22 protein-coding genes and 1 pseudogene are annotated in these 26,973 nt (G+C 55.3%); 14 read left to right on the forward strand and 9 right to left on the reverse strand.

Annotated features, from left to right (window positions below):
- Positions 1–6: 6 nt before the first annotated feature.
- The 7 genes and pseudogenes from casA to cas2e all read left to right on the forward strand — a co-directional run bounded on the left by casA (position 7) and on the right by cas2e (position 6,144).
- Entirely contained in the window at positions 7–1,719 is a 1,713-nt protein-coding gene (gene casA / locus HMPREF1292_RS02400; protein WP_023018587.1) for a type I-E CRISPR-associated protein Cse1/CasA, read from the forward strand.
- Positions 1,712–2,329 carry a type I-E CRISPR-associated protein Cse2/CasB gene (gene casB / locus HMPREF1292_RS02405; RefSeq protein WP_023018588.1) on the forward strand — a complete coding sequence of 206 codons (618 nt, stop codon included), beginning with the start codon at positions 1,712–1,714 and terminating at the stop codon, positions 2,327–2,329. Before casA ends, casB begins: the two co-directional genes overlap by 8 nt.
- A gap of 26 nt (positions 2,330–2,355) precedes the next feature.
- Positions 2,356–3,486, forward strand: coding sequence for a type I-E CRISPR-associated protein Cas7/Cse4/CasC (gene cas7e / locus HMPREF1292_RS02410; protein ID WP_023018589.1), 1,131 nt, complete (start codon positions 2,356–2,358; stop codon positions 3,484–3,486).
- 1 nt (position 3,487) lies between these two features.
- Positions 3,488–4,210, forward strand: coding sequence for a type I-E CRISPR-associated protein Cas5/CasD (gene cas5e, locus HMPREF1292_RS02415; RefSeq protein WP_023018590.1), 723 nt, complete (start codon positions 3,488–3,490; stop codon positions 4,208–4,210).
- The gene (gene cas6e / locus HMPREF1292_RS02420) at positions 4,207–4,854 is read left to right on the forward strand and encodes a type I-E CRISPR-associated protein Cas6/Cse3/CasE (protein WP_023018591.1); all 648 of its coding nucleotides are present in this window, start codon (positions 4,207–4,209) and stop codon (positions 4,852–4,854) included. The genes cas5e and cas6e overlap by 4 nt, the downstream gene beginning before the upstream one ends.
- A gap of 5 nt (positions 4,855–4,859) precedes the next feature.
- A pseudogene (cas1e, locus tag HMPREF1292_RS02425) lies at positions 4,860–5,803 on the forward strand (type I-E CRISPR-associated endonuclease Cas1e).
- Positions 5,800–6,144, forward strand: coding sequence for a type I-E CRISPR-associated endoribonuclease Cas2e (gene cas2e, locus HMPREF1292_RS10620; protein WP_023018594.1), 345 nt, complete (start codon positions 5,800–5,802; stop codon positions 6,142–6,144). Before cas1e ends, cas2e begins: the two are co-directional and overlap by 4 nt.
- Positions 6,145–6,216: 72 nt before the next feature.
- On the opposite strand, the gene HMPREF1292_RS02430 is transcribed toward cas2e, so the two are convergent.
- Complete coding sequence (locus HMPREF1292_RS02430) at positions 6,217–7,932, reverse strand: DUF885 domain-containing protein (protein WP_051137423.1); 1,716 nt, start codon at positions 7,930–7,932, stop codon at positions 6,217–6,219.
- 212 nt (positions 7,933–8,144) lie between these two features.
- Between HMPREF1292_RS02430 and HMPREF1292_RS02435 the strand changes: the two genes are divergently transcribed.
- Positions 8,145–9,392, forward strand: coding sequence for an ROK family protein (locus tag HMPREF1292_RS02435; protein ID WP_023018596.1), 1,248 nt, complete (start codon positions 8,145–8,147; stop codon positions 9,390–9,392).
- Between the two features lie 101 nt (positions 9,393–9,493).
- Here HMPREF1292_RS02435 and HMPREF1292_RS02440 read toward each other — a convergent pair whose 3' ends face one another.
- Genes HMPREF1292_RS02440 through HMPREF1292_RS02450 form a run of 3 tightly spaced genes read right to left on the reverse strand, consistent with a single transcriptional unit; the run spans position 9,494 to position 11,144 of the window.
- Positions 9,494–10,012 carry a gamma carbonic anhydrase family protein gene (locus HMPREF1292_RS02440; RefSeq protein WP_021352842.1) on the reverse strand — a complete coding sequence of 173 codons (519 nt, stop codon included), beginning with the start codon at positions 10,010–10,012 and terminating at the stop codon, positions 9,494–9,496.
- 39 nt (positions 10,013–10,051) lie between these two features.
- Positions 10,052–10,672: an HAD family hydrolase gene (locus HMPREF1292_RS02445; protein WP_023018597.1), complete on the reverse strand. Its 621-nt coding sequence runs from the start codon at positions 10,670–10,672 to the stop codon at positions 10,052–10,054.
- 46 nt (positions 10,673–10,718) lie between these two features.
- Positions 10,719–11,144 (reverse strand): hypothetical protein, encoded by a 426-nt coding sequence (locus HMPREF1292_RS02450; protein ID WP_051137350.1) that lies wholly within the window; start codon positions 11,142–11,144, stop codon positions 10,719–10,721.
- Between the two features lie 403 nt (positions 11,145–11,547).
- Between HMPREF1292_RS02450 and HMPREF1292_RS02455 the strand changes: the two genes are divergently transcribed.
- The 5 genes from HMPREF1292_RS02455 (at position 11,548) to HMPREF1292_RS10350 (ending at position 18,020) form a co-directional block, all read left to right on the forward strand.
- Positions 11,548–13,458 (forward strand): HtaA domain-containing protein, encoded by a 1,911-nt coding sequence (locus HMPREF1292_RS02455; protein ID WP_084521396.1) that lies wholly within the window; start codon positions 11,548–11,550, stop codon positions 13,456–13,458.
- Between the two features lie 153 nt (positions 13,459–13,611).
- Positions 13,612–14,670, forward strand: coding sequence for a hemin ABC transporter substrate-binding protein (locus HMPREF1292_RS02460; RefSeq protein WP_027018376.1), 1,059 nt, complete (start codon positions 13,612–13,614; stop codon positions 14,668–14,670).
- The gene (locus HMPREF1292_RS02465; protein ID WP_023018601.1) at positions 14,651–15,781 is read left to right on the forward strand and encodes an iron ABC transporter permease; all 1,131 of its coding nucleotides are present in this window, start codon (positions 14,651–14,653) and stop codon (positions 15,779–15,781) included. The genes HMPREF1292_RS02460 and HMPREF1292_RS02465 overlap by 20 nt, the downstream gene beginning before the upstream one ends.
- Positions 15,781–16,596 carry a heme ABC transporter ATP-binding protein gene (locus HMPREF1292_RS02470; RefSeq protein WP_021352848.1) on the forward strand — a complete coding sequence of 272 codons (816 nt, stop codon included), beginning with the start codon at positions 15,781–15,783 and terminating at the stop codon, positions 16,594–16,596. The genes HMPREF1292_RS02465 and HMPREF1292_RS02470 overlap by 1 nt, the downstream gene beginning before the upstream one ends.
- Before the next feature lie 197 nt (positions 16,597–16,793).
- Complete coding sequence (locus tag HMPREF1292_RS10350; RefSeq protein ID WP_023018602.1) at positions 16,794–18,020, forward strand: HtaA domain-containing protein; 1,227 nt, start codon at positions 16,794–16,796, stop codon at positions 18,018–18,020.
- Positions 18,021–18,239: 219 nt separating this feature from the next.
- Here HMPREF1292_RS10350 and HMPREF1292_RS02480 read toward each other — a convergent pair whose 3' ends face one another.
- From HMPREF1292_RS02480 to nrdI, 4 genes are all read right to left on the reverse strand, one after another.
- Positions 18,240–19,730, reverse strand: coding sequence for a hypothetical protein (locus HMPREF1292_RS02480; protein ID WP_156912277.1), 1,491 nt, complete (start codon positions 19,728–19,730; stop codon positions 18,240–18,242).
- Positions 19,731–19,990: 260 nt separating this feature from the next.
- Positions 19,991–22,300 (reverse strand): HtaA domain-containing protein, encoded by a 2,310-nt coding sequence (locus tag HMPREF1292_RS02485; RefSeq protein WP_023018604.1) that lies wholly within the window; start codon positions 22,298–22,300, stop codon positions 19,991–19,993.
- Positions 22,301–22,489: 189 nt separating this feature from the next.
- Entirely contained in the window at positions 22,490–23,494 is a 1,005-nt protein-coding gene (gene nrdF / locus HMPREF1292_RS02490) for a class 1b ribonucleoside-diphosphate reductase subunit beta (protein WP_021352852.1), read from the reverse strand.
- Positions 23,495–23,497: 3 nt separating this feature from the next.
- Entirely contained in the window at positions 23,498–23,956 is a 459-nt protein-coding gene (gene nrdI, locus HMPREF1292_RS02495) for a class Ib ribonucleoside-diphosphate reductase assembly flavoprotein NrdI (protein WP_021352853.1), read from the reverse strand.
- Between the two features lie 703 nt (positions 23,957–24,659).
- On the opposite strand from nrdI, the gene HMPREF1292_RS02500 reads away from it, so the two are divergent.
- Positions 24,660–25,925 carry a triacylglycerol lipase gene (locus HMPREF1292_RS02500; protein ID WP_023018605.1) on the forward strand — a complete coding sequence of 422 codons (1,266 nt, stop codon included), beginning with the start codon at positions 24,660–24,662 and terminating at the stop codon, positions 25,923–25,925.
- 66 nt (positions 25,926–25,991) lie between these two features.
- On the opposite strand, the gene HMPREF1292_RS02505 is transcribed toward HMPREF1292_RS02500, so the two are convergent.
- Complete coding sequence (locus HMPREF1292_RS02505; protein WP_126850135.1) at positions 25,992–26,957, reverse strand: Sir2 family NAD-dependent protein deacetylase; 966 nt, start codon at positions 26,955–26,957, stop codon at positions 25,992–25,994.
- Between the last annotated feature and the right edge of the window lie 16 nt (positions 26,958–26,973).

Raw genomic sequence — 26,973 nt, forward strand, 5'->3', positions numbered from 1 at the left:
ATCACAATGACCGCAACCCAACACAGAGACACACCAGCTACCAATACCTTTAATCTCATCGATGAGCCTTGGATTCCATGCCGGACTGTCAATGGTGCTCGTACACTGAGCATTCGTGAAATTTTCGATGGTTCCGGCGAAGCTTTAGCCATCGTAGGTGATTCTCCTACCCAAGATTACGCAGTGTTACGCGTGCTCCTCGCTATTTTCTGGCGCGCACATCACCACAAGCTCGCAGAAGAACTAACGGACCGGCGCGCCCTCGCGCAATTCGAATGGGACGAATGGTGGACTGACACCCGCACACAATTAAACGCCACCGGTGTTGATGACACAGTTTTAGATTATCTTGCAACGGTTCATCACCGTTTCGATTTACTCGATGCAGAAAATCCATTCATGCAGGTGGCAGATCTACACACGTCATCGAATACTCAACAAGAAGTATCACGTATTATTCCTGACGCAGAAAAAGATTACTTCACCATGCGTACCGCCGCGGGCCGACAAAGTTTATCCTACCCCGAAGCAGCACGGTGGTTGATTCACACGCACGCCTATGACTACTCCGGAATTAAATCAGGGGCAGTCGGTGACGAACGGGTCAAAGAAGGTAAAGGATCTCCGATTGGTCAGGGCTGGACAGGGATGACTGGCGGCACCTATGTCATCGGCAACAACCTGCTAGAAACGCTCATTCTGAATACCCCGGAATCGGCGGTCATTGATAGCGCCAAAGATGAACCGGCCTGGGAACGAAAGCAGGATACCGCGGCTCAGCGCTCCAAGGAGCCCCAGCCACAAGGAGCGGCTGACCTTGCCACTTGGCAGTCACGTCGTGTGAGGTTATTCGTTGACGCGGACAATGTCTTGGTGACACGGGTTTTGGTAAGCAATGGGGATCGAATCCCCGATGCCGGAAAAAATGTGCTCGAAGATCCGATGACCCCTTATCGCTTTAGCCCAAATAAATCGAAAAAAGGGCTAGACGCCTACTACGCACGTCCTTATGACACTAAGCGAACCATGTGGCGCTCACTCGATCCGCTGATTGTCGTCGATGGAGATCCTGGATTCAAAGGGAAAGATCGCGCCCCCATCAGGCCCGCAAACCTGGACAATCTCGCACGAATTTCCAAGGTGACTGGGAACTCCGAGACACTCGACGTCGCCATTGTATCGATGGAATATGGAGCACAGGCATCTTCAGTAGCAACAATCGTGTCTGCGAGTATCGGCTTACCACTACATCTGCTGCGCAACGACAGGCTGTCGAAGGCACACCGCCAAATCGTCCGAGATGCTGCGGAAGCAACCAAAAACGCTGCAATTTCCTTGGGCTGGTTCTCAGGACAACTGACGGTTGCAGCAGGTGGGGACTATGCCTTCGATGCTGACGTAGCCGACCGTTTATACACAATCCTTGAACCACATTTCGTTTCCTGGCTGCGCAACCTTAGCCCAGAGGATATCGAACAGAAGGCTGTGTCATGGCAGGGCCAAATCGAACAAGAGCTTCTGCTCATCGCCGAAGAGCTTGTTCGCGGCGCCGGACAAAAAGCCATGATCGGAAGAACCCTTGAAGGAGATGAGGAAGCAAATGCGCGAATTATTAACGCTGGATCGCTGTACAGGGCATTGCGTTACCGACTGAGAAAGGATCTACCACTACTAAAAGATCAAAAAGCTACTGAGCATAAAGGAAAATCAAATGACTGAAACAAATCTTAAGCATAGTGTCAGCTCCACGGTGTCACAGCTACAACGTGATTATCTGGAGCGCGGACATACACCTGACGGTGCGCAGGCGCGGGGTGCTCTCGCAGAACTTCGGAAAAGCGTATCTCGCAGCGTTGAACACGACCCGCTGAGTCTGCAACGGGTGCTGATGACCATGAATCCGCCACTGAGCGATGCCGAACTTGGACACTCTGACGCGATGTCACCGTCTGAAAAGGCAGCATTCCATGCCCTCGCACTATTTGGCCTACACATGCAAAGTGCGTCAGCGCCAGTGCACATTCCTACCATGTCCTTTGCGAATGCATGTGGACAGCTGTACCGCGGGGCGGACAGCAAATCAATCAAGCTTCGTTTCGACGCGATGCAGGCTGCCGGTAGTGAAGAGACACGGATCATCCATCTTCGCTCACTGATCACGCTGCTGCGATCTCAACAACTGGGCTTCCATTACGGTCAGTTCGCCGTCGATCTACGGAACCTGACCCACCCAGAACGTCGTACCGGGGTTTTGCTCCGTTGGGGCAGAGATTTCGCAGTCGGAGCTATGCGTCCATCAGCTCAAACCAAAACCGAACCTACTTCCTAATCTTCTGACCAGAAAGGACAATTCCTATGTCTCTCATCGTTGATACCCACGCTCTGCAAACTATTCCTCCATCACTGATCAACCGTGATGACACCGGGGCACCAAAATCCGCTGTATTCGGTGGAACCCCACGTCAACGAGTTTCTTCGCAATCGTGGAAGCGCGCCATCCGCAAATTCTTCGAGGACAATTTTGATCCAGAGCAGATCGGTGACCGTTCTAAGCGTTTACCGGAAAAAATCGCACGCAAACTTGAAGACGCTGGTCTGGAACAAGCTGAAGCAATCAGCCGTACAGAACAGCTGTTCAAAGCAGCTAAAATCAAAACCTCTGTGCAAAAGCTATCCAAAAAAGACATTGAAAACGGAGTAGAGGCAAACCCCTACCCCGAAACTGGGTACCTGTTGTTCTTGAGCCAACACCAAATTGATCGCGCAGTTTCAGAGCTTCTGGAACGTGACGGCGAAAATTTGAAGAAAAACGAGGCGCAAGAAATCCTGGACACCGGCCATTCCGTGGATATGAGCATGTTCGGTCGAATGGTCGCTGATGATGCCGCATACAACGTGGATGCATCAGTACAGGTTGCCCATGCCCTGGGAATTCACGCGAGTGCACCAGAATTTGATTTCTTTACCGCGGTCGACGATTTAGCAGAAGAAGGCGAAGAAACCGGCGCTGGCATGCTCGGTACTGTGCAAATGATGTCGTCGACGCTATACCGCTACGCTACCGTTAATGTCGATTCACTTGCAGAGAATCTGGATTCCCGCGAAAACGCGTTCCAGGCGACGGAACAATTCATCGATGCTTTCATCAAGTCGATGCCAACCGGCAAAATTAACACCTTCGCCAACCAAACTTTGCCAGACCTCGTCTACATCACTGTGCGTGATTCCCGGCCGATTTCGCTGGTAAATGCTTTTGAATCGCCAGTCGAAGCAACCGAATCAGCATCTCGCCGCGAAGTTGGTGCACAGAAACTGGCTGAAGAAGCCCACAATATTGAAAGCATCTATGGTTTCACACCGCGCGCTGCGTTTGTCCTCGGAATCGGAGAACTAACCAAACCATTCCAAAACCTCGCGGAAACTATCACGCTCCCAGACCTCAAGAACAAAATTTCCGACGAGCTTCGCCGCGCAGCTGGAGAGTAAAATGACGCATTCACTCTTACTTCTGTTGAAAGGACCGCTCCAATCTTGGGGCGATGCCTCACGGTACAGCAGCCGAGCCACCGCTGAGCGCCCAACTAAATCTGGGATTATCGGTTTGCTCGCTGCTGCCGAAGGACGCCGGAGAACAGACCCCGTCGAGGACTTAACCGCATTGAAATTCGCTGTGCGAGTCGATCAATCTGGCAGGCTGCTACGTGACTATCAAACCGCACATCCCTGGCAGTCTAAACCCACCGCATCTGCGAAATTATCAACTCGATATTTCCTCTCCGATGCAGCATTTGTTGTCGCAATCGAATCTAGCGACAAAGAGCTACTCGAAGGTATGGCAGAAGCGCTACGCAACCCAAGATTTCCATTATTCATGGGACGAAGGTCTTGCCCAGTGCATCCAGGATTAGTCATTGGGGTCACAGAGCACGATGCAGAGACATCGCTTCGTAAACATAAAACCTGGCATGCCACAAAAAACCACCAGGAGCAATCCCCAAAGACTGTGTATCTCGCAATCTACCGAGATGCGGAGATCACTGAAGAAGGTGCAGAAGCACGCCAAGACATACCTATTTCCTTCGATCCACAACACCGCCAGTACGGATGGAGAGGTGTCCTCCAATGCGAAGATGTAGTGCTTGATAACCCTGCGGGTTCAGAAGCAAGTTCTGATCCAGACCGATTTTTTGAGGCGGTGCTACGCGCATGACCACACTGACCCGAGTACAAATCAACCCAGCACGCCGAGGAGGTCGCAAGCTCCTCACTGACCCACAAGCCATGCATGCTGCTGTACGGTCCTCGTTTCCCCCAGACTTAGACGAATCCAATGCGCGTGTCTTGTGGCGTGCCGATAAAAGGCAACATGACCACGTGCTCTATATTGTTGGTCCAGAAAAACCCACCGGCAACCACCTAGTGGAACAAGCAGGGTGGGATACCCGCCCAGCAGAATCTGCTGATTATCAACGCTTCCTCGACACATTAATGGCCGGACAGCATTGGCATTTTGAATTAGTTGCAAACCCAACATATTCAGAATTCGCAAAGGGAAAACGCGGTAAAATACGAGCACACGTCTCAGCCGAACACCAACTTAATTGGCTGCACAAAAAGGCTGCTCAATCTGGTTTCGAAGTTGAGACTGGCGTGGTCACTGAGCGGTGGACTGATCACTTCCAGCGCTCAAAACAAACGGGGAACAACAACCGACCAGTCCGCATTGCGAAAGCTCGTTTTAGCGGTACCTTACGAGTAACCGACGCGACCAAACTGCGTACTGCTCTCACACAAGGAATCGGTCGAGCTCGTGGCTACGGCTGCGGACTACTTACTCTTGCACCCGCGCGGTAACCACAATGTCCACACCTAGTGAAGTTCCCATCACTCGACAAGCACTGTCACAAATGAGCGACCGCGTCTCATTTCTGTACGTAGAACGTGCAGTTGTAAACCGGGATGGCAACGCGCTGACCATAACTGATCAGCGCGGCGTTGCTCATGTGCCAGCTACAAAACTGGCTGTGCTTATCCTCGGCCCTGGTACCAGAATCACTTATGCAGCCATGGCTCTACTCGGTGATGCAGGTGCAGCAACCGTCTGGGCCGGGCAACGTGGGGTTCGTTATTACGCGCATGGAAGGCCTCCTGCTAAATCGTCACGCATGGCAGAAATTCATGCAGAAATAGTCACCAACCAAAGAAAACGATTGGACTGTGCACGAAAAATGTACAGCTTACGTTTTCCAGGTGAAGACGTATCTGCACTAACCATGGCACAATTACGTGGCCGAGAAGGTGCACGTATGAAAAGAGTCTATGCTGCAGAAGCAAAGCGAACCGGAATTGCCTGGAATCGAAGGGAATACGATCCCAATGACTTTGAAGCTGCAACACCAATCAATCAAGCATTGACTACGGCGAGTGCGGCTCTGTACGGCATCGCACATGCCGTGGTGGTCGGGCTCGGATTCATTCCAGCATTGGGAATTGTGCACAGTGGAACTGATCGGGCTTTCGTCTACGACATCGCAGATCTTTACAAAGCTGAGATTGCTATTCCCGCCGCTTTTCCGCAGTGGCAGCCGCACCAGATAATCCAATTCCACTTGTGCGACGTCTTCTCCGCGATGCAGTCGTCGACAAGCGTCTTATGCAACGCATGGTCCACGACCTCAAATCCGTCATGAGCGTGCCCGACGAAGAGCCGTTCAGCGACGCCGAACTTTACCTGTGGAGTGAGTTGGAAGTCGTTTCTGCAGGCATGAACTGGTCTGAATACGAAGAGGCACAATCGCAATGATCGTTCTCATCGTCACCGCATGCCCAGCTGGGTTACGCGGTGACCTAACAAAATGGCTGACAGAGGTCAGCCCAGGGGTATTTGTCGGCACCCCATCAGCACGAATCCGTGAACTGTTGTGGACAAGAACAGTGGAACTTTGCAAAGACGGGCGTGCTCTACTAGTACAAGCAGCCAAGAATGAACAAGGAATGGAATTCCGTACTCACCGACATGATTGGGAGCCCACGGATTTCGATGGCCTCACCCTGTTTATGCGGCCCAAAACCCGAAAGCCCGGACCCCGCCGAACCGGTTGGAGCAATGCCCGACGACAGCGACGTTCCTATAAGCAGCCTTAACAAAAACGGACGCGCCGTCAGCAATCGACATTAAGTTCCCGCCTGCAGCATTTTGATGCAGATTTCTCGAACCTAGTCCAGGATCTGCTCCCGCAGAATCGACATCGGGATCGAGCCATAACTCAACGCCTCCGCGTGGAACTGCGGCACGCTCATGCCCTGCGCCACGGCAGCATCGCGCAAATCCGACCACATGCGCTGCCCCAGCGCATACGACGGCGCCTGCCCCGGCCAACCCAGGTAGCGATCCAGCTCAAACGACAACGTGGCCTCATCCAACGCGCAATTATCACGCAAGAAGTTCTTGGCGTAACACACATCCCAGTGGCCCGGACCATCCGGCACCTTCTTGCCCAGGTGCACGCCTATATCCAGCACCACACGGGCCGCACGCAGACGCTGCGCATCCAACATGCCCAGGCGGAAGCCCGGATCATCCAAAAAGCCCAACTTCGCCATCAGCTGTTCGGCATACAACGCCCAGCCCTCACCATGGCCGGAGTTCCAGCAGGCCACACGACGCCACAGGTTCAAGTTGTCCCGTTCCATCAGCGTCTGCCCCAACTGCAGGTGGTGGCCCGGCACGCCCTCGTGGTACACCGTCGTCAATTCCTGCCAGGTGTGGAAAGTGGTGGTCTCCTTCGGCACCGACCACCACATGCGGCCTGGGCGCGCGAAATCATCCGACGGTGGGGTGTAGAAAATACCACCAGTACCAGCCGGATCAATCTTGCACTCGATGGTGCGCACCGGCTCCGGAATATCAAACTCCGTGCCGTGCAACGCGGTAATCGCGGCGTCGGCCTTCTCCTGCATCCACTGCACCAGCGCATCGGTGCCACGCAAAAGGTACTTCGGATCCTGATTCAGCCGACGGAAAACCTCACGACAATCCGTCTCGTCGTCGTAAATCTGCGCCGCAGTCTTGCGCTGTGCCTCGCTGATTTCCCGCAGCTGCTCCAGGCCCCACTGGTAGGCCTCATCCAAATCCACGCTGTCGCCAACGAAAAGCCGCGAAAAACGCTCGTAGCGGTCACGTCCCACCCCATCACGGGAACTGGACTGCGGCACCACTTCCAGCGTCAACCAATCCGCAAACTCACCAAAAGCAGCCTTAGCGTCAACCACTTCCTGGCTATGCGGGTCCAGGCCCAGCCCCTCCAACAGCGAGCCTGGCTGTGCCAGATCCTCACACTGGTTCACCACGGCATCCACCTGGCGATACTTCGGCGAGTGCCCATGCGCGCAGGCGTCCTTCAGCGATTCGCGGTAACCATCCAAGCTGTTGCGCACCAAGCTCAACCGCGAGCGCAGATTATCCAGGTCCTCGGTGGACTCATTGGGCATGAACACCAAGATGTCACGAATGGTCTGTACTGGCGAAGCGATATTGTTCAGCGCCGCCTCGGTCTCACCAGCATGGTGCAGGTCCAATTCCAACAGCAGCCGGTCGCGCAGCACGTTCGCGGTGACGTAATCGACTTCGTCGAAATCGTCGTCGTCATCCGACTCATCGGTGGCTTCGTCGAGTGCGTTGACGTCCTCGATCATCTCGCGGGTGCGATCAGCTACGGCCTCGTAATACTCCGGGGAGAAATCCTCCAGCTTGTCGTCGTAGCCCGCAATGCCCCACGCGGTGGCGTCGGTGGGGGAAAGTTCTGCTAAGTCATAGACAAAATTCTCGCAGGAAGCATCCAGCAAGGACGGCGGACGCGGCTCGGTGCGGTCCTGGGTCCACTGCTGCCCGGCGCGGTTTTCGCGCACGTCTGCGGTCGATTCGCTACTCATAGCAGGTGAGTCTAAACCCATTTGCCGGTAAGTTTCCACCCAGCCCGGTGTTAGTCGTCCCACCGTATACCGTTGGTTTTTACAACTGCCCCAGCAGTCACAGTAGTCACAGTAGTGCCTGCTTGCCGACGTTTGCCCGGCTGCCACACACGCGGGTTTTTATGCAGGTCAGTCGCCGGTACCGCCAGGGGTTCATAGTATTCTTAATAGCCATGGAGGAACCAGGAACAGCGACTGGAAAAGCAGCTGCCCACAGCAACGGCACACCGCCAGAGTCTTTCCAGCACCCCCAGGCATTCGGCCAGCCCACCACCCCTGCTGCGAAATGCCTGTATGTAATCCGCCAGAAGTCTGTGATTAGCCGGGCAGACCTGATTACCGCCACCGGTTTGTCTCAGCCGACGATCACACGCGCGATCACCACGTTGCTCAATGAAGGGTATGTGGTTGCTCGTGATGATCTCGCCCGTTCGCATGGCCGCGGTCGCCCAACGACACCGGTGGAGCTCGCGAAGCCGTTGTGGATGCTCGCCGGTATTGCGGTGGGCACGAAAGAAACTTTCCTGTCAGTGTTCGACATTCGCGGCCGTACCATCCGCGAGTCCACCATTGACACTCCCGTCGCCGAGCTGACCGAGAGCGACTTCATCCAGCACATCATGGCCGGGTTGCACCGTTTGGTTACCGGTTTGGAGCACACGTTGTTATCGGTGGGTGTGACCACCTCTGGCCAGGTCAGCCGCGACGGCGTGGTTAGCGCGCCAAACTTGGGCTGGGAGCAAGTCGACGTTGCTGCTTCCTTGCGTTATCAGTTCTCTGTGCCGGTTTCGGTGTCCTCGGCAGTACCGGCGATCCTTGGTTCCGAGATGCAGGCTGGTGATTTGCTGGTTTCCGATGATTCCGAGCGCACGTTGGTGCTGTTCGCCGACGACTCCATCGGCGCAGCCTATACCAACCCTTCCGGCGTACACCCCATCGACGTGTTACCGCCGATCAGCAACACAGAGCTGGATATTTCTGCCAAAGCCCCGGAAAAAACCCTGATCACCCACTATATTCTGCAACAGATTGCAGCCCTTTCCCCGGCCACGGAAAGTGCTTCTTCTGCGCCAGCCGAGTACTCCCCACAGACTCTTGCCGACGCCGTCGCCATCGCGGACTCGGACACCGCAGTGCGTAAAATCCTGGATGCCCGCGCCAGCGCACTAGCGAAACTCACGGTGGATCTGGTGAAAGAGCACAAGATTTCCACGGTGGTAGTGGCGGGCTCGGCCTTCGTGGATGATCCACTCGCTCCGAAGATCTTTGCCGCTACCGTCCGCGAGATCATGACTAAGGAGAAAGCCCCGAAGATGCGCATGGTGCCTACTCACGAGGAAGTCGTGCGCTCCATTACACGTGCGGCGGCACTGGATCAGATGTTGCGTGAGCCGCTGAAGCTGGTGCCCAGCGACGATTAGCCGTACGCGGGATCGCCAGGCTACGTCGGCTCAACGGGCTGCGTGGGATAAACGAGCTCGCCGGGCTACGTGGGCTCAGTTGGTTCAGCTGGTTCAGTGGGCTAGCCGTTGAGTTCTTTGTGCGCGGCAGCGGTTTCCACGTATTTTGCTGCGTGCGGGATGAACGCCTGAGACTCTTCGTCGGAAAGCTCGCGGCGCACCTTTGCTGGCACCCCAGCGGCCAAGACTTTATCCCCGATTTCCGCGCCTTCCAGCACCACCGCCCCAGCAGCAATCAGCGCGCCGGCACCAATCACTGAGCGCGAAAGCAACGCGGATTTCATGCCGATCAGCGTTCCATTGCCCACGTGCGCTCCGTGCACGAGCGCCATGTGGCCGATGGTGACGTCGTCGCCAAGCACGCAATCGGCATCGGCGTCGACGTGCAACACCGAATTGTCCTGGATATTAGTGCGAGCACCAACTTTGATGCGGTTGGAATCTGCGCGCAACACACAGCCATAAAACACAGAAGCCTGCGGACCAATTTCGACATCGCCGATCAAGGTGGCATTCGGGGCGATGAAAGCCGATTCGTGCACGCGCGGAGTTTTGCCATTAAAAGGAAGGATCAAAGCCATGCCACCATGCTAATGCGATAGTGCTTGCCGACGGCATGTTTAACGTGAAACTTGGTCCACCAATTCACACAGTTGCCCGACGCCCAAATACAGCCGGGCGCACATCCCAAGCTCCGCCGCAGCAGCCAGATGGCCCTCGTTCGTGCTGATAAACATCGTCTCGCGCACGCTGCCCCCGATCGCGTCGGCAGCAACTTCCAGCATGCGTTCGTCGGGAAGCGCCACCCCGATATCGCAGGAAAGCACCAGGGCATCGAGCTCTGCGAACTGCGGGTGCTGGCTGCGCAAGTTCTGCGCCTCGCTCAATGAACAATTAGCGGTGCCACCAACGGACATGCCGGCGTCCAGCAGGCTATCGATGCAGCCCCACACCTCGGTATCCAGATGGTTAGACGGGTTGGTATCGGCGGCAATGGCCTCGGCAATATCGCAATCGTCCAGGCCTACGCGGGCGATCATTTGCTGCCAAAACCGCTGATCGCCCAGGTCACCGCTGAAATAGGCTGGGCGGAGACCGGCGAATACCTGCCAGAATTTCTGCGCTTGCTCCGAGGCCACGTCATAGATACCTGCAGCCTGCAGCAATGCTCGGTCGCGCGCGTCACGCGGGGTACGCACCAGCGCGCCTGGCAAGTCCACCAGCAGTTTCATCTGTGCCATACCCGCCCAGTATAGAGCGGGAAGAATCCACGCGCCGTGGGGTTGGCTAGTGCATGGTGTCCGGTCCTGGGTTCTGCGAGCGCTGATTCACCGGCGCCCACTGCACGCCTTGTTCGCTGCGCAGACGGCGGTTCCACACCGGGTTGGCACCAGGCATAAACCAGATCAGCACCCCGGAGATCGCGGCAATCAGCGCCCCGCCGAGCACAGAATAATCGTGTGGGATCCACCAGAATCCGGCCATCGTCATCGCGATGATCACCAGCCAAATCAATGGAATATAGAGGTTTAGATTCAGGCGACTGGCCGTGCGGTATTCACTCCAATCTTCAGCCGGGAAGCGATTTCTGGCTTCGGAACGAATACGACGGGCCGTCTTTTGCGATAGCGCCACGACAGCAAACAGCAGCAGAGCCAAGCCAACGCCAGCGATGAGCAACTCCCCGTTGACGCAGCCATAGATCAACACCATGCAGGCAACAACTAAGGTTAATCTTTCCACACCAGTGAGGGGTAAACCATTAGTAGGATTCACATCCGGATAAAGACTGCGAAAAGAGCTGGCAGTGGGGGCATTCACGGGTTTTCTCCTGAATAAAATACAAAGACATGGCCAATTGGTTTTAGCCTAGCCTATTATTTCTTAGGTTTTCCAGGTATTCTACAGATGCACAAAATTCGGGAAGCTCTGCTAGAAGAATATCTGCAGGACAACCCCACATTTCACACAGTTTTACCGCCGCGTCTATTCACCACTGCCTGCGCGGAAATCCTGCCCGGAACCGCGCGGTACCTGAAAGACACCTGCATGAGTTTAGGAGTCCACAGTGTCTCAGCAGTCGACGTCTCGACTACGCACGCTTTCCCGCCGCGCTATAGCCAGTAGCTTTGCCTTATCTTTAGGCTCGCTCAGTGCGCTGGCTGTAGCATTCACCCCCACCGCTCATGCGGCAGAACAATGCAGTTTCAACTGGGGCATCAAGCAGTCCTACCGCAACTACATCCAGGGCCCAGTAGCGAAAGGCGGCTGGGGAGCAGACGGCATCGGTTTTAGCGGCAGCGAGACCGGCCCGGACGGTGCCTTCGTATTCTCCCCGAAAAAGACCGAGGCCAACGGCAACAGTGTCACCTTCAACTTCAACGGCACACTAAAGTTCAATGGCCACGGACACCACGGCAAAACTAATATCGACCTGCTGGATATGACGCTTTCAGACTGGAAGGTTCGCGCCGAAGGCAACCGGGCAGACATCATCGTCGACTACGTTTCCTATGAATCCGACATGGTCGACACCAGCAAACGCGGCCCGCAAATCACCGGCGACGACGTCGCCATCGCCACCATCAACCTGAACACCCCGGTCGAATCCGGCGCCAGTGAGGTCAACCTGGCCGGCACCACCAACCTGACCGCCGAAGGTCAAAAGCTGTTCTTGGCTTATGACGCGGGCCAAGAAATGGATCCGACCTCCGGTGCCATTAAAACCGATGGTAGCTGCGATTCCGGTGGCAATTCTGGTGGCTCAGGTTCCGGTGGTAACAAGCGCACGCTAAACACCATCAAGGGCAATTTCACTGGTTTCAACAAAGAAATCATGTCCATGCTGCAAGAATCCAACGACACCCTGAACGCCTTCACCACGTTCATGGGCAACAGCCAGGCGTTCTTGGATGAATACGAGTCTTATCAGAAACGCTTCGGCGGCGGCTCCGGCACCAGCGGCACGGGGAACAACAGTGGCGGCACGACTTCCGGTGGCAGCAGATCGGGCGGCGGTAACTCGAATTCCGCTCAGTCTCAATCCGGTGGCGCTGGTGGCAACAGTGGCACCGGTGGTACGGGTGGCGGAACTACCTCTGGTGGTGGTGCCAGCAATGCAGCTGGCGCTGGTGGAGGAACCGGCAACGTCGCAGGTGGCAACACGGGCGAAGCAGGCACAGGCGGTGCGGGCGAACAATGCCATGCCACCGGGGTCACCTCTTCCACACTGGGTTGGGGTTTGAAGAAGTCTTTCCGCTCGTACATCACCGGTTCTATTGCCAAGGGATCCTGGACGCTGCAGGGTAGCGACTACGTCGACGGCCAGTACCGCTTCAGCGGTAACACCGGCAACGTAGATACTGGCGCGAAAACTGGCAGCATCCGGCACAACGGCGCGGTGCAATTCGATGGCCACCACGGCGTGCTGGATTTGAATGTCTCGAACCCAGAGATCACGTTCAACGGCAACTCCGGCAAACTGCTTGCCGACGTCCGCTCGTCCACCATGGAAGGCGAAAAACTCAACTTCGGCCGCGTAGCGGTCGCAGATCTGCAGTTCGACTCGCTCAATGTGGATGCCAACAAGGCCAGTGGTAAAGCTCGAGTGTTCCTGACCGATACCGGTGCAAAGGCCTTCGCCGGTTTCTACGAGCCCGGCCTGGAATTGGATCCGCTGAACTTTGATGCCCAGCTCGGCGGTGCGGGCGACTGCTCTGCAGCCGGAGGCGCTTCTGGTTCTGGCACCGCGGGCGGTGCCGCTGGTTCCGGCGGTGCTGGGGGCACCGGCAAGGTCGCTGGTGGCGGTGGCACCGGTGACGTCGCAGGCGGTGCTGATAATCCGCTGTCTGGGGAAGGCCAGACCACCGGCTACGAAAACGGTTCCGGAAACTTCAAAATTAAATCCGCTGGCGCCAACAACTCTGGCCTGGGCGAAAACCCAAGCACCTACATTCTGTTGTTCTTAGCCGGCTTGATCGTCGCTGGTGGTTCCATGAGCCACCTGGTCATGCGCAACCCGGCCTAAGCCCCTCCCCGCGTCTATCCCACGCCTGTCCTGTGACTATCGCACGACTGCGCAACAACTCCCAATGACTCCCCAAGCTCCCATACCGCACCCCGAAAGGATAAGCCCGTGCTGACCACCACTCCTGTGCTGCCGAAAACCAGCGCCCGAAGCATGCTCACGGCGATCATACTGGCTGCCTCGCTCGTACTCACCGCCTGCGGCATCCAGGGAGAATACGCCCACACCGGCGATTCCCAGCTCCGCGAGCAACTACCCGCAGCAGGAGATCTCAACGATCCACGCTCATTCACCGGTGTCACCCACGTCGACGATTTCGAGGACGTCGTTCCGGTCGTGGACAACCCCGAACCACAACTACCGGTGGAGTTGACCGACGCTGACGGCTACGACGTCGTCGTCGAGGATGTCTCCCGCATCCTAGCGCTGGACTTGTACGGCACGTACACCAAAACCCTGACTGGCCTGGGCCTAGCGGACAATATCGTCGGCCGCACGGTCTCTTCCACGGAAGACATCATGGCGGATAAGCCCGTCGTCACCGAAGGTGGCCACAACATCAACGTCGAGGCTGTCCTGGAGCTACAGCCGTCGATCGTGATCGTGGATCACTCCATTGGCCCACGGGATGCTATCGATCAGATCCGCAATGCGGGTGTGACCACCGTGGTCATGGAGCCAACCCGCACCATTGATTCCATTGCAGAAGACATCACCACCCTGGGCGGAGTTGTCGGTTTGCCGGATGAGGCAGAGCAACTCGCCCAACGCAGCGTCGACGAGCTGGAAAAGGATCTCGCGGCCATTCAAGAGCTCGTCCCAGAAGATCCGATGCGCATCGCGTTTTTGTACGCCCGCGGCACAGCTGGCGTGTTCTTCATCATGGGTGAAGGCACCGGCGCGAAAGACCTCATCGAAGGCGTCGGCGGTATCGACCTAGCAACCGAGCACAACCTGTCCTATGTGGAACCAGCGAATGCGGAATCGCTCGCGAAGATCAACCCGGAACTCATCATCATGATGACCAAGGGGCTCGAATCCACCGGCGGCATCGAAGGCCTCATGGAACGGCCGGGTATCGCACAAACCATCGCCGGACAGAAACAACGTATTGTTACACTTCCCGACGGCCAATCCCTGGCCTTCGGCCCGATGACCGGACAAACCCTCTTGCGTCTAGCACAGGCGATTTATGACCCAGAACAGCAATAAGACCACCACTGCCCCGTCGGCTGCGCGCGCGGCCACGACGGCGCGCCACCGCCGAGAAAACCCCCGGGCACCCCAGCAACACCACGATGTCTTCGCTCAACGCCACCGTTTGCGTGTGGGCACCTTCGTCGCACTGATCGTGCTGCTGGTGGGTTCTGTGCTCTTGTCGACGGCGCTGGGCCAGTACTACCTGTCCTTGCCGGATCTGCTCAGCATTTTGACCTCCGGGCCACGTGCAGAAACTGATATTGCCGCCAGCGTGGTGTGGGACATTCGCCTGCCGCGAATCTTCCTAGGCTTTTTGGTCGGCGCCGCTTTAGGTGTAGCTGGCTGTTTAATGCAGGCGGTGTTCGCTAACCCACTGGCAGAGCCCAGCATCGTCGGCGTAACCTCAGGTGCCGGTGTCGGTGCGGCCCTGGTCATCGTGTTTGAGGTCAGTTTTTTAGGTACGTTCACCGTGCCTGCCGCAGCTTTTCTCACCTCACTGATCGTCACTGCAATCATTTATCGCCTGGCGCATAACCGTGGCAAAGTGGCCGTCGTCAACTTGATTTTGACCGGCATTGCCGTCAATGCGGTGTGTGGCGCCTTGATTTCTTTCATGGTGTATCTGGCGCCGACGACCAGCCGCGAGCAGATCATTTTCTGGCAGATGGGTTCGCTCAACGGTTCCCAGTGGAAGCATGTCTGGGTGGTTTTGCCGATCGTCGTCGTCGGTTTTGCCATCGCCTCGCGTTTGGGCGCCCAGCTTGATGTGTTGGCTTTGGGTGAAAAAGCTGCCGGGCACACGGGCATCAACGTCGCAGCATTGCGCATGGTCGCTATCGTCGCTTCGGCGGTGCTGACGGCTGCGGCGGTGTCTTTCGCCGGCCTGATTGGTTTCGTCGGTTTGATCGTGCCGCACGTGTTGCGCACCATTGTCGGCCCGGAAAATAAGATTCTGCTGCCAGCTTCGGCGCTGGCCGGTGCGTTGTTGATTGCGCTTGCCGACGTCGCCGCCCGGACCCTGATCCCGTTTGCGGATCTGCCGATCGGTATTTTCACCGCACTGGTTGGCGGGCCAACCTTCTTCATCCTCTTGCGTAGGATGATGCGGAAAGGATCTGTCTAGTGAGTATCGTCGAAATTTCTCAGCTAAGCGTAGAGGTTGGTCAGAAGACCCTACTGCGCGATATCAGTGTCCACGCAGAAGCCGGGCAGGTCACCGGGCTGATTGGGCCGAATGGTGCGGGCAAGTCCACGTTATTGGCTGCGATGTGTGGCGATCTCGAGGCTTCGACTGGCACCATCAGTTTGGCTGGCGTGAACCCAGCGCAGGCATCCCCGAAAGAGCTGGCGCTGATCCGCGCGGTGATGCTGCAGGATGTTTCGGTTTCTTTTGAGTTCTTAGTACGCGATGTGGTGGCTATGGGCCGTCGTCCATGGGCGAAAAAGGTGGAGCCGCACGTCGACGAGCAGATCATCGATGCCGCGCTTGCAGCCACAGACACAGTGCATCTTGCTGGGCGCGATATTGCGACGCTTTCTGGTGGCGAGCGGGCCCGGGTGGCATTGGCGCGGGTGTTGGCGCAGCAGACACCAATCGTGTTTTTGGATGAACCGACGGCCGCGCTGGACATCAGTCACCAGGAGCAGGTGTTGGCGTTGGTGAAGAATTTGGCACGTGAGGCCAATATTGCGGTGTTTGTGGTCATGCATGATTTGAATGCGGCCGCGGCTTATTGCGATCGGATTATTTGTCTTGCCGACGGCTCCATCGCCGCCATGGGGGAGGTTTCTGAGGTATATACCGATGAGATTTTATCTTCTGTCTACCAGTGGCCTATCGAGGTGACCTCGCATAATGGGCAATACTTGGTGAGCCCAGCACGCCAGTACCCTACCCCTGAGCAGGACGATTTGGTGCGGTTATTGGGTGCCCGTTAAACGCTTACCGACGGTAGGTGCGGCGCTGAAGCCAGCGCTTATCGTCGTTATTAATGGGGGCCGAAATCTTTAGGTACGGACACCCTAAATTGATTACCCCCACAAGTGACACCTTACCTAATCACTCTATTGTGAACCTGCCCTAAATATTCTAAACTTTTCCTTGTCTAAACCGGTCATTTCTTCGAGGAGATTACATGAAGAATAAATTTTCCCTGGGAGCTTCCCTCTGTGTTGGTCTGGCAGTCATCGGCGGTGCTCTGACGCCAGCAGCCTATGCCCAGGATGCCCAGGGTAACGCCGCTAATACCTGCCAGAACCCAGGCGTCGAAATCGTCGACGGCAAAATTCACTGGGGCATTAAAGAATCCTTCCGTAAATACATCAACGGGCCGATCGCAAAGGGCAATTGGAATATCCAAGGTGCAGTAACCCAGGATTCTGAGGATAAGCAAAAACAACGCGCAGCAGACTTTAAGTTCCACTTCGATGTGGACCCTTCGAAGTCCGCGATTGAGCTGGACAAAGAAGGCAATGTTCTTAGCTCAAATATTCAAACCCAAGACTCAACACTCATTTTTGAAGGTCACAAGGGTGCGCTCTACACCCAAATGCAGTCCCCATACATCAAAACAGAAGGACAAAATGTTCAAGCTGGCACTGGCTACGTTGGTTATCACGTACCGGGTAAAGGGATGACCGAATACACGCCAGAAGATCGCACTGAAGAAAACAAGAAGACCGGAACAGGCGAGTTCGCTGCTGGCACCACCGCCGGTTGGACTAACGGCAACAATAAGCTGACCTTGTCTGGCACCAACATGCGCTACAAAACCCAACCAGGTACTAACTCAGACACTGGGGCTATTGAAGGCGTTGACGTCATCTTCATGGGAATCTACAACGACAACTACAACCCAGAAATCGATGACGTTAATGTTGAGCTGAACGTCAAAAACACCTGCTTGGACAAGGTTGAAGACAACACCGCTCCCGAGGGTAACCAGCCGCAAGAAGGCGCTAACCCTCCTGCACAGGCCCCTGCTCAGCCTCCTGTAAAACCAGAAAAGCCCAACGACAAACAGCCGAGCGAGAAGCAACCAAACGATAAGCAGGAAGAAGGCGCAAAACCTGGAGACAAGCAGCAGGATAAGAAGCAACCTCCTGCGGATAAGAAACCTGGCGAGAACACCACTCCAGGCAAAGAAGAAGCAAAGCCAGAGGCTCCTGGTTCCTCGCTGGGTGCAGACTTCAGCAGCAACCCTGCTGATAACAAGGGCCTGAGCAAGCTACAGCAGTTCTTCAACGTTGCTCTTGGTCTAGCAACTTTCGCTGGCATGGCCACGATGATCGGCAACCTGTTCCACAAGGTATTCGGCCCACAGTTTCAGCACTTCATGAATAACTTGCCATTCAAGATCTAAAACTGCTGAAACCTCCTGGCTCAGCATAAATAAGCAATCCTGAACGGTACGCACTCGGCGGGTAAGCCCTTTAACAGGGTTTACCCGCCTTTTGCATGTTTACACAAAATGACAAATCCGGGGCCTGAATACAGACCCCGGATAAGCGACACTGCCGTCTAACTAGCAGATCACGACATCAAGTAGTTCACAACAACCTTGCAGTGCTTTAGTCATACTTTAGAACTGCAGCAAAGAACGCAGTGAACCGAAGATGTGTTGCAAGATCTTGAATACGGTTCCACCCAAGGCACCGAAGAATCCACCGTTTTCAAAATACTTCGCGACGGTATCAAAGAAGGATCCCTCACCATTGCTGGAGCCGGAGTCATTCTGCTGTGCAGAAGGAGTCTGGACGCCAGCATCACCAGTACTCGAACCTGTTTGCGTCTTCTTATTGGCTTCTGCGACCGATTTCTCTACCTCAGCCAGCTTCTGCGAGACCTTCTCCACCTCTTGTTTGGTGGCTGCAAGCTCAGTCTGCGCAGCCTGCTTTGCCTGCTCCGCGTCGGCAAGCTTCTGCTCGAGCTCCTGCTTTGCGGCCTGTTCTTTCTCCAGCTCAGCGGTTACTTCAGCAACCTTAGATTCCTGCGCTTCACCAGATTCTTTGGCTTTGACGTACTCGCTCTGCAGCTTTCCAATCAATTCAGCCTGGCTTTCAACCTGAGCTGCCAGCTCAGCAGACTTTTGCTGCGTCTCAGCCGCGGTTGCCTCCAGCTCCGCCAACTTGGCCTTTGCAGCTTCTGCATTGGTGACATATTCGGGAACGCTGATTCCTGCACCGACAGCGAATGGCTCCGAGACAGTCTTGCCGAGGGGTTCCCATTTGCCACCACTCTGACGGTTGGCTTCAACCTCAGCGATATATACACCTGGGTCAGAATCCGCGAAAGTGTATTCCCGGGCTACGCCAGAGTTGACGTCATACTGCCGAGTTTTTTTGAAAATACGATCACAACTGGTGATACACTGCAATGTCGTGCGCCAGCGCATATTCGGCAGATTGTGCTCAAACTCCCAATTCAGCTTGACGTTATTCCGTGCGTCGACCTCTGCCTTCAAGTTCGTGGGAGCAGCGATCTTGTCGATCTTCGGAGCATCCGGAATTTTAATATTGATGCCGCGGTCAAAGTAACGTTCAGTCAACACTGGGCCGTGTGCGGCTGCAACGCCGACGGTGTATGTCTTACCAGGCTGGAAAGTCTCTGGTGGAACTACAATTTCTTTTTCCCATTCCCCGTCTTTCATCTCTGCACGGGTAATCCAACGCTCGACCAAGCCATCGCCCTGGCCCGAGATGCCCAAGCACTTGTTCAGCTTCCACTTCGCGTTATCAATGATGATGAGATAAACACCGTGCCGTGACGCGGGTTCGGTATTTGCATCGTAGCCTTTGCCCTTGAATTGGAATTTCGTTTCCTGTGTAGGGTCAATTGGCTCTGGCGAGTAGGTGACGTCCAGTTGCACATTGGATTTCCGCTGGTCCAATGTTTCTGGAACTTTACATCCGTGGTTTACGTCCGGCACGGAAGCTGGCTGTGCTGACTGTGGGGCTACCGCATCTGGGGTTTCGGCTGGTGCGGCTGTAGCAGCAGCGCCTGCACCCAACATGATGGATGAGGCTGTCAAGGCAGAAAGAACGATCCGTCCTGCCCGGAAATTGGCTCGCAAAGTAGTTCCTTTCTGAAAGGATTTTGATAGAGGAATGCGCAAAGCGCACAAATTAATCATAGTATTTTAAGCTACGCCTAACAATACTAACCAATACACATTATTATTTAGGCTGCCTATAAGCAAAATGTCGGGAGGCGAAAAGAAAAAGGGCGCCGATGCTTTTCGACGCCCCGGCCAGAATTACTACCTACCCAAAGGTGGCGCAAAACTAGCCTGCATGCGCGCACCTAAAACGCCACATACATTTAACTTATGCGTTAAGAGGAAAACCAAACGCGTGGCAGCGAGAATAGCCAGTTGAAGAACCTGGCGATCTTCTCAAGGCCATTCGAGAACAGTCCAGAAATACGCTCCCAAATAGACTGCGACTTCTTGTCGTCCTTAGATTTCTTGGAATCAGCAGGCTTTTCTTTCTGCTCAGGCTCGGTGGTGGATTCTGCAGCGGAATCTTCACCAGGCTTAGCTTCCGTGGCCTGCTCGCCTGCTGGCTTGGCTTCCTCAGAAGGCTTGCTCGGCTCGGCAGGTTTATTGTCGTCAGCAGGTTTCTTGTCAGCGGGTTTCTCGTCTTCAGCTGGTTTCTTCTCGTCAGCCCCAGCTTGTCCTTCCGCTTCAGCTCCTGGCTTTTGTGGATTTTCTGGGGTTTCCGGCTTTTCCGGCTCTGTAGGCGCTGGTGGCTCTACCTGTTCAGTGTGGTCGCCGACCTGTGGATCAGTGGAATCCAGACGCAGGATGACGGCGTTTTCAAGATAGGTCTCGTTGTTCGTCTCGATGGAATAAGCGAATACCTTATCTTTCCACTGCAACAGGTTGCGGTGCTTTTTCGCGGTATCTTTTTGGTTCGGCAGTGAGATATTCTCAATGATTTCCCGGGTTTCTGGATTAACCCAGCTCAACTGCGAAGTTGCCTCATTAGTAACCAGCGCTTTGTCACCCACGAACGCAACCTCAGACACTTTCTTCAGGTCACCAACCACACCACGCTCAGACTGCGGTTTTAACACACCATCTTCATACCGGAAGAACTGCATCCCAGAATTGTGGTGGTCTTGGCTATAAAAAGCTACGTTATTGCCATCAGTTGCCATCTCGGTGGCGTAATTCGCACCATTTCCCGGCGTTCCCATCTCTGTGCCGCCGTCCGCAAGCTTCGCCGTACCGTCCGGATGAATCAGCAGCGGTGGCACACGATAGCTTCCATTTTTCAAATTGACTGCACTGGCAGGCAAATAAAGGATATTGCCATCCGGCATAACGTTCATCTGGGTAGGAAGCGAAATATTGCCGATTTCACCATAAAGGTCGCGGTTGTAGCCATTGCCGTACAAGAAGAGTTCTTCATCATGGGCTTTCACCACATCTTGAGGTGCGGTCAGTGTCGCAGTCGTTTTTTCACCAGAAGCCGTGACCCAGGTCAACGTGGAGTCATTATCGTTGGTGCCGCGTGCGATAATTCCTACTCGATCGTTGGCAGCATCGTAAGCAATACCGGCAGGCTCGACACCAACGCCTTCAGCAACGGCCATCGGATCAGACCAGCCCTCTGCAGACGCGGTTGCGGCCTTCAGGGTCTGCCCTTCGACCCAGTAAATCCGATTGCCAGCCCCCTTGGTATAAAGCTGCGATTCATTATATGGAAGCGGTCGTTGCAATTCCCCCAACGACTGCATCGTTGCAGGATCAATGAGCTCCAGCGTTGAGTGGTTGGCGCCTTTCCGCGTCGCAAGCACCACATAATCTTGCAGCCCAATCATGGTGTCTTCGTTAGCTTCGTGTGCAGAGACAAATTTGTCGCCAATGGTCAGTGGTGCCGAGTCATTACCCGGACGGGCGCCCTTACCCTCATATTCGAAGCTCAACGGAGCCAGCGGGCCACCCAAATCATAGAAGTTCGAGAACGTGCGCACGCCATCTTCAGTCAGCGAGGTGTTGATGCCTTCCCAAGAGACCTTGCCATCTTTTTCTTCGAACTTGGCGGTCTTGGTCCAAGCATTCGCAATTTTAGCGTCTTCTTTTTCGAAGATTTCGCCACTTGGGTACTGCTTAGAACGCACATCTGCTTCCACGTAGGAGCCTTCTGGGCTCAACACGATGGTGGGATCTTTGATGGTCAGCTCCAACGAGCAGTTGCCACGCTGCGCTGGCTTACCCTCGCAGTACTTGAAGTATTCGATGCTGCCTTCAAATTCCGCTCGAGTGATGTGAGTCGCGTCCTCGAAGCTCGCGTTTTTCAAGTTAAACTTGTAGTACTGCTCAACGGTGTCGCTTTCCGACGATGGCGTCGTGGTGCCGTTGGAGTAGATCTTGGTGGCACCGTCACCAACGTTGGTTGCGCCCAAGGAATAGCGCAGGAACGAATCGCGCAATGCCCAGTTCAAGCTACCTTTACCGTTTTCCGGGACCATGTTTTCAGTAGCGCCGTTTTCGGTAGCAACATTCTGTGCTTGTTCGGCACCGATTGCCGGTTGCCCTGTCTGCGCCCCGGCAATCGGGGTTAAAGCAGGTACCAAACTGAACAGTCCCAGCGCGATACCCACCGAGCTAATCCGGCGGGATTTTTTAGCTGCCACAATCATCTCCTCGAAATACAATAGCTTGCACTTACATAACCGAGGAAAGGTTAACCTAGAGATTAAAAATAAGTAAGGATTAGCTTGCAGGTATACCCCCGGATACCCCTAAAAATGGGGCCAGGTGCTTGTGGCAGCGCAAAACTCATCGAGATTCCCCAGACAGAGAATCTCACCCGCAACTACGTCTTAGAAATCCCAGTCGTCGTCTTCGGTTTCTTCGGCTTTACCAATGACATACGAAGACCCAGAACCAGAAAAGAAATCGTGGTTTTCATCCGAGCCCGGAGTGAGCGCGGCCAGGATCTCTGGTTTCACCGTGGCCTCTTCGGCACTGAACCGCTGGGGCAGACCCAGATTCATCAGCGCCTTATTAGCGTTGTAGCGGATGAACTTCACAACCTCGTCGTAAAGACCCAAAGGACGGTAAAGCTCCTCCGAATAGCTCAGCTCCAGTTCATAGAGTTCGTCGAGAAGCACATAGACGAAATCTTTGATTTCCGTCTGCGACACCTCGTCGTAGGTTTCTAAACCACGCTGGAATTTATAGCCCGAGTAGTAGCCGTGCACAGCCTTATCGCGCAAAATGAGCCGAACCATATCAGCAGTATTGGTCAGCTTGCCGCGGGCTGCGAAATACAGCGGCAGGTAGAACCCGGCATACAGGGAGAACGACGACAGCAGCGTGGCAGCCGCCTTGCGCTTGAGAGTGCTATCACCGTAGTAGTGCTTGAGCACGGCTTTCGACCGGGCCTGCAACACGTCGTTATCCACGGCCCACTTATAGGCCGCATCGATTTCTGTGGTGTTCGAGAGCGTGGAAAACACGGAAGAATAAGACTTCGCATGCACCGCCTGCATGAAAGCAATATTGGTATAGACAGCTTCTTCGTGTTCGGTGCGCGCATCCTGAATCTGGCTCACCTCGCCAACCGACGCCTGCACGGTATCCAGCATGGTCAAACCGGTGAACACCTTCATTGTCAGCTCGCGCTCAATCTCACTGAGATTACGCCAATCAGAATGATCATTAGACAGCGGCACCTTTTCCGGCAACCAGAAATTCGAGGTCAGACGGTTCCACACCTCCAAGTCCTTCTCGTCCTGGGTCCGGTTCCAGTTCACCGGCCGTAGGCGCACCTTGGGGTCGTCGCGAAACGCCGTTGGAGTGGCGGAATAGTCATAGATGGTCATTAATTACTGCTCCTTCCAGAATTTATCCAGGCCTTCGCGCACAACTGCAGCGTCGCGGTCTGTGCCCAACAGCTCATAGTGATAGAGCTCGGGAACCTGGCATTTAGATGAGATGATTGCTCCGGCAATACAAAAATCGGAGCCGAAATTGGTGTTTCCCGACGTAATGACACCGCGGATGAAACCACGGTTAATTTCGTCGTTAAGAAACGCAATAACCTGCTTGGGTACGGCACGACGACGATCGCCGCCGCCATAGGTCGGGGTGACCAGGACAAACGGGCGCGAAACCCGGATCATGCCCTCTTTTCGTGGGTGCACGGGGATGCGTACTGCAGGACGGCCTAGTTTTTGAACGAACCGGTGCGTGTTTTCAGAAACACTGGAGAAATACACCAGGTCTGGCGATTCCTCCGGGGCGAGTTCGGCGAAAGTTAGTGGCACTTTCGCTGTGGAAGCCACAAGAAAACCTCCTCGAAGTAGATATATAAGTATTTGCTTACTAGGCTTTTGGGTTACGAAAGAAGTATTACAGACTGCCGACGCGTGCCACAAAAGCCCAGGATTGGCTATCTTGAAGGTTCGGCAATCACTGGTCGTGCTACTTAACGCTGCTATTTACCTGAATCTTGTGTCTTTTTTGCAAATAGGCCTGTTAAAAGCGGCCTTTTTCGTCCACTATTTGCAAAAAAGGCACAATACGCCGGTCGACGCCCCGACCAGACACACTTTTGCTACTTAACCCCAGCTTGTCGCACACCCCCGCTTTGTCGCATATCCCTCACATATCCCGAGAATCACAAATAAAGAGGGTTATACGGGGGTTAATAGACAAAAAGGAACAACCGCCGACTCTCGCCGACGGTTGTTCCTATTCCCATGACTGATTATTTTAGATGGTTGAGCCGGAGCTTGCTCCTCCATCACCCCTTGAGGTAACCCTCACTTTAGGCGTCAAAGTTAGGGTTGTCAACCCTAGTGGTAAATCTTTCATTCTTTTTATTCATCGACCCTGTACAAAAGATTGATACCAGCACATCGTCGCTGTTCAGCGGGCTGCAACATCACGTCTACTGTTTCCAATCTTCCGGAACGCATCCCGAACAAAACAACCTACGCTCTACAATGGGGCTCATCTTCAATCCGAGGAAGTTGGACATTCGCCATGACAGACAGGAAGCGCGGCGCGAAACGCAGCAGGAAACACGGCACGGAACAGAACACTGGACAGAGCACGGAACAGAACACTGGACAGAGCACGGAATCGTTCACCGAATCCGTCAGCAACTCACTCACCCGGCTGAAAAACTCGCTGCGCAGGCACCTAAGCCAACAGTGGACGGAACTGACCTCACCGTCGTTCAGTGTGCCCGCCTCCAAACTCCCCGAACCACTAGCGCATCACGCCACGGAAGTCAGCGCCAGCACAATCCCAGAAAGCGTCGTTGCCGAAATCGCAGAATCGCTGAACCTGCGTGGCAAACACGACCACCATCACGCCGCCACCGACCAAGAATCAGAAAACGCTCCAGAACCAGAGGACGGCCCGCAAACCGCGGAAAAATCCGATTACAACTTCGATAGCTCCCGCCACCTGCCGCTCGGCGCACGCTTTAAGCCACGCGGCGTCTTCGAAGACGACTGGTCCGCCCGCCCCAGCGCAGACAAACCATGGCCGGTCATCCTGATCCACGGCACCGTCGATACGAAAGGCGTGTGGCAAGAACTCGGCACCGAGCTGCGTGCCGACGGCTGGTGCGTGTTCGCCCCGGACTACGGCAAGCGCGGCACCGCCGCCATGGAAGAATCCGCGGTTCAGCTCGGGGCCTATATCGAGGCGGTACGCACCATCACCGGAGCCGAACAAGTCATCCTCATCGGACATTCCCAAGGCGGGCTGCTGGCCCGCTACTGGATGCGCACCAGTGGCCAAGCCCGCTACGTCAAACACCTGGTCAGTCTCGGCGCACCGAACCACGGCACCACCATGGGCGGAATCTTAAGCCCACTGGTGACCAACAATCTGACAGAAAACATCATGCACTCGCTCATCCAGCACTGGTTCGGGCCAGTTGGGTTTCAGCAGATCACCGGATCAGAAATCTTTGCGGTCTTCAACAACGGTGCCGACGACCGCGACGGCAACAGCGATGACAGCAGTGGCACCAACACACACGGCAGCAGCGGCGAGCTAGAAGACGGCGTCGACTACACCTGCATCGCCAGCCGGCAAGACACCGTCGTCCAGCCACCAGAAACCTGCTTTCTCAACGGTCCAGCACACCAAGTACGCAACGTCTGGGTGCAAGACATCATCCCGCGCGCCAATGTGCAACACCAGGACCTGCCCATGAACAAACACGTCCGGGCGATCATCCGCACCGGGCTAAAAAAGGGCGCCAGCGAGGAAAACCTAAAACACAAAATCTAAAGCGCAAAACCCAAAACACGGAGCCTAAAACCCGACGCCTAGAGCACGGAGTCTAGAGCGCGGTGCCTAAAGCCCAAGCGCATCCAACAAATCATCAAACGCCGGGCCCACCTGTGTGCGCCATAGCACATCCACGCGGGCGTCGGCACGGCCCGGCCCACCATTGATCACCGCCACCGGGCGGCCCGAAGCCAGCATGTCCAGCACAAACCGGTAACCGCTCATCACCGCCAGTGACGAACCCGCCACGATTAACGACGCCGATTCCGCCGCCATCGCTCGCGCCTGCTGCTTGCGCGCCTCCGGTACAGCCTCACCGAAATACACCACATCCGGTTTCAAACGCGCCGAATCACACCGCAGGCAACCCACCATCTGAAACTGCTGCACCGCAGACTGCGGCAAATCCACATCACCATCCGGATTCACCTGTGTGACCTGCGATAATAACGTTTCCAAATATCCCGGGTTCGCCGCTTCCAAGCGCGCATCCAACCCGTCGCGGTGTTCACGCAACCCGCAATCCAAACACGAAACCGTATCCAAATTCCCATGCAGCGCGACCACGTTATGCTGCCCGGCCTCGGCATGCAGCCCGTCCACGTTTTGCGTCAGCACCCCGCGGACAAACCCGGCACGTTCAAGTTCCACCAACGCATAATGCGTGCGGTTGGGTACGGCCCGGTCCAGCTGTCGCCAGCCGATGAAACTGCGCGCCCAATACCTGTGCGAGGCGGCCCGATCGTGGCAAAATTCCTGGTAAGTCATCGGCCGGTGTGTGTTCATCTTGCCTTTGGGCCCGCGATAATCCGGGATCCCAGAATCAGTGGACACCCCTGCCCCGGTCAGCACCATGGCTGGGCCTAGGTGAAGCTGGTCGACGATCTTGTCGACGACGTCCGGGTAGGGGTGTGGGGTGCCGGTTTCTTCCACCACCCGCTGCATGGAGCGGACCGCGCCCCGGTGGGCGCGGTTGATGGCTTCGGAAACGAAGGCTGGTTGTGGGCGGAAATCCTGCGACAGTGAACTCACGCCCGCCAGTCTAGGG

The organism is Corynebacterium sp. KPL1995 (assembly GCF_000477935.1).
Lineage (GTDB): Bacteria > Actinomycetota > Actinomycetes > Mycobacteriales > Mycobacteriaceae > Corynebacterium > Corynebacterium pseudodiphtheriticum.

Bases quoted from the DNA above. Each gene is read 5' to 3' on its own strand.
- casA (WP_023018587.1), top strand. From the start codon at position 7: ATGACCGCAACCCAACACAGAGACACACCAGCTACCAATACCTTTAAT.
- casB (WP_023018588.1), top strand. From the start codon at position 1,712: ATGACTGAAACAAATCTTAAGCATAGTGTCAGCTCCACGGTGTCACAG.
- cas7e (WP_023018589.1), top strand. From the start codon at position 2,356: ATGTCTCTCATCGTTGATACCCACGCTCTGCAAACTATTCCTCCATCA.
- cas5e (WP_023018590.1), top strand. From the start codon at position 3,488: ATGACGCATTCACTCTTACTTCTGTTGAAAGGACCGCTCCAATCTTGG.
- cas6e (WP_023018591.1), top strand. From the start codon at position 4,207: ATGACCACACTGACCCGAGTACAAATCAACCCAGCACGCCGAGGAGGT.
- cas2e (WP_023018594.1), top strand. From the start codon at position 5,800: ATGATCGTTCTCATCGTCACCGCATGCCCAGCTGGGTTACGCGGTGAC.
- HMPREF1292_RS02430 (WP_051137423.1), bottom strand. From the start codon at position 7,932: ATGAGTAGCGAATCGACCGCAGACGTGCGCGAAAACCGCGCCGGGCAG.
- HMPREF1292_RS02435 (WP_023018596.1), top strand. From the start codon at position 8,145: ATGGAGGAACCAGGAACAGCGACTGGAAAAGCAGCTGCCCACAGCAAC.
- HMPREF1292_RS02440 (WP_021352842.1), bottom strand. From the start codon at position 10,012: ATGGCTTTGATCCTTCCTTTTAATGGCAAAACTCCGCGCGTGCACGAA.
- HMPREF1292_RS02445 (WP_023018597.1), bottom strand. From the start codon at position 10,672: ATGGCACAGATGAAACTGCTGGTGGACTTGCCAGGCGCGCTGGTGCGT.
- HMPREF1292_RS02450 (WP_051137350.1), bottom strand. From the start codon at position 11,144: ATGGTGTTGATCTATGGCTGCGTCAACGGGGAGTTGCTCATCGCTGGC.
- HMPREF1292_RS02460 (WP_027018376.1), top strand. From the start codon at position 13,612: ATGCTCACGGCGATCATACTGGCTGCCTCGCTCGTACTCACCGCCTGC.
- HMPREF1292_RS02465 (WP_023018601.1), top strand. From the start codon at position 14,651: ATGACCCAGAACAGCAATAAGACCACCACTGCCCCGTCGGCTGCGCGC.
- HMPREF1292_RS10350 (WP_023018602.1), top strand. From the start codon at position 16,794: ATGAAGAATAAATTTTCCCTGGGAGCTTCCCTCTGTGTTGGTCTGGCA.
- nrdF (WP_021352852.1), bottom strand. From the start codon at position 23,494: ATGACCATCTATGACTATTCCGCCACTCCAACGGCGTTTCGCGACGAC.
- HMPREF1292_RS02500 (WP_023018605.1), top strand. From the start codon at position 24,660: ATGACAGACAGGAAGCGCGGCGCGAAACGCAGCAGGAAACACGGCACG.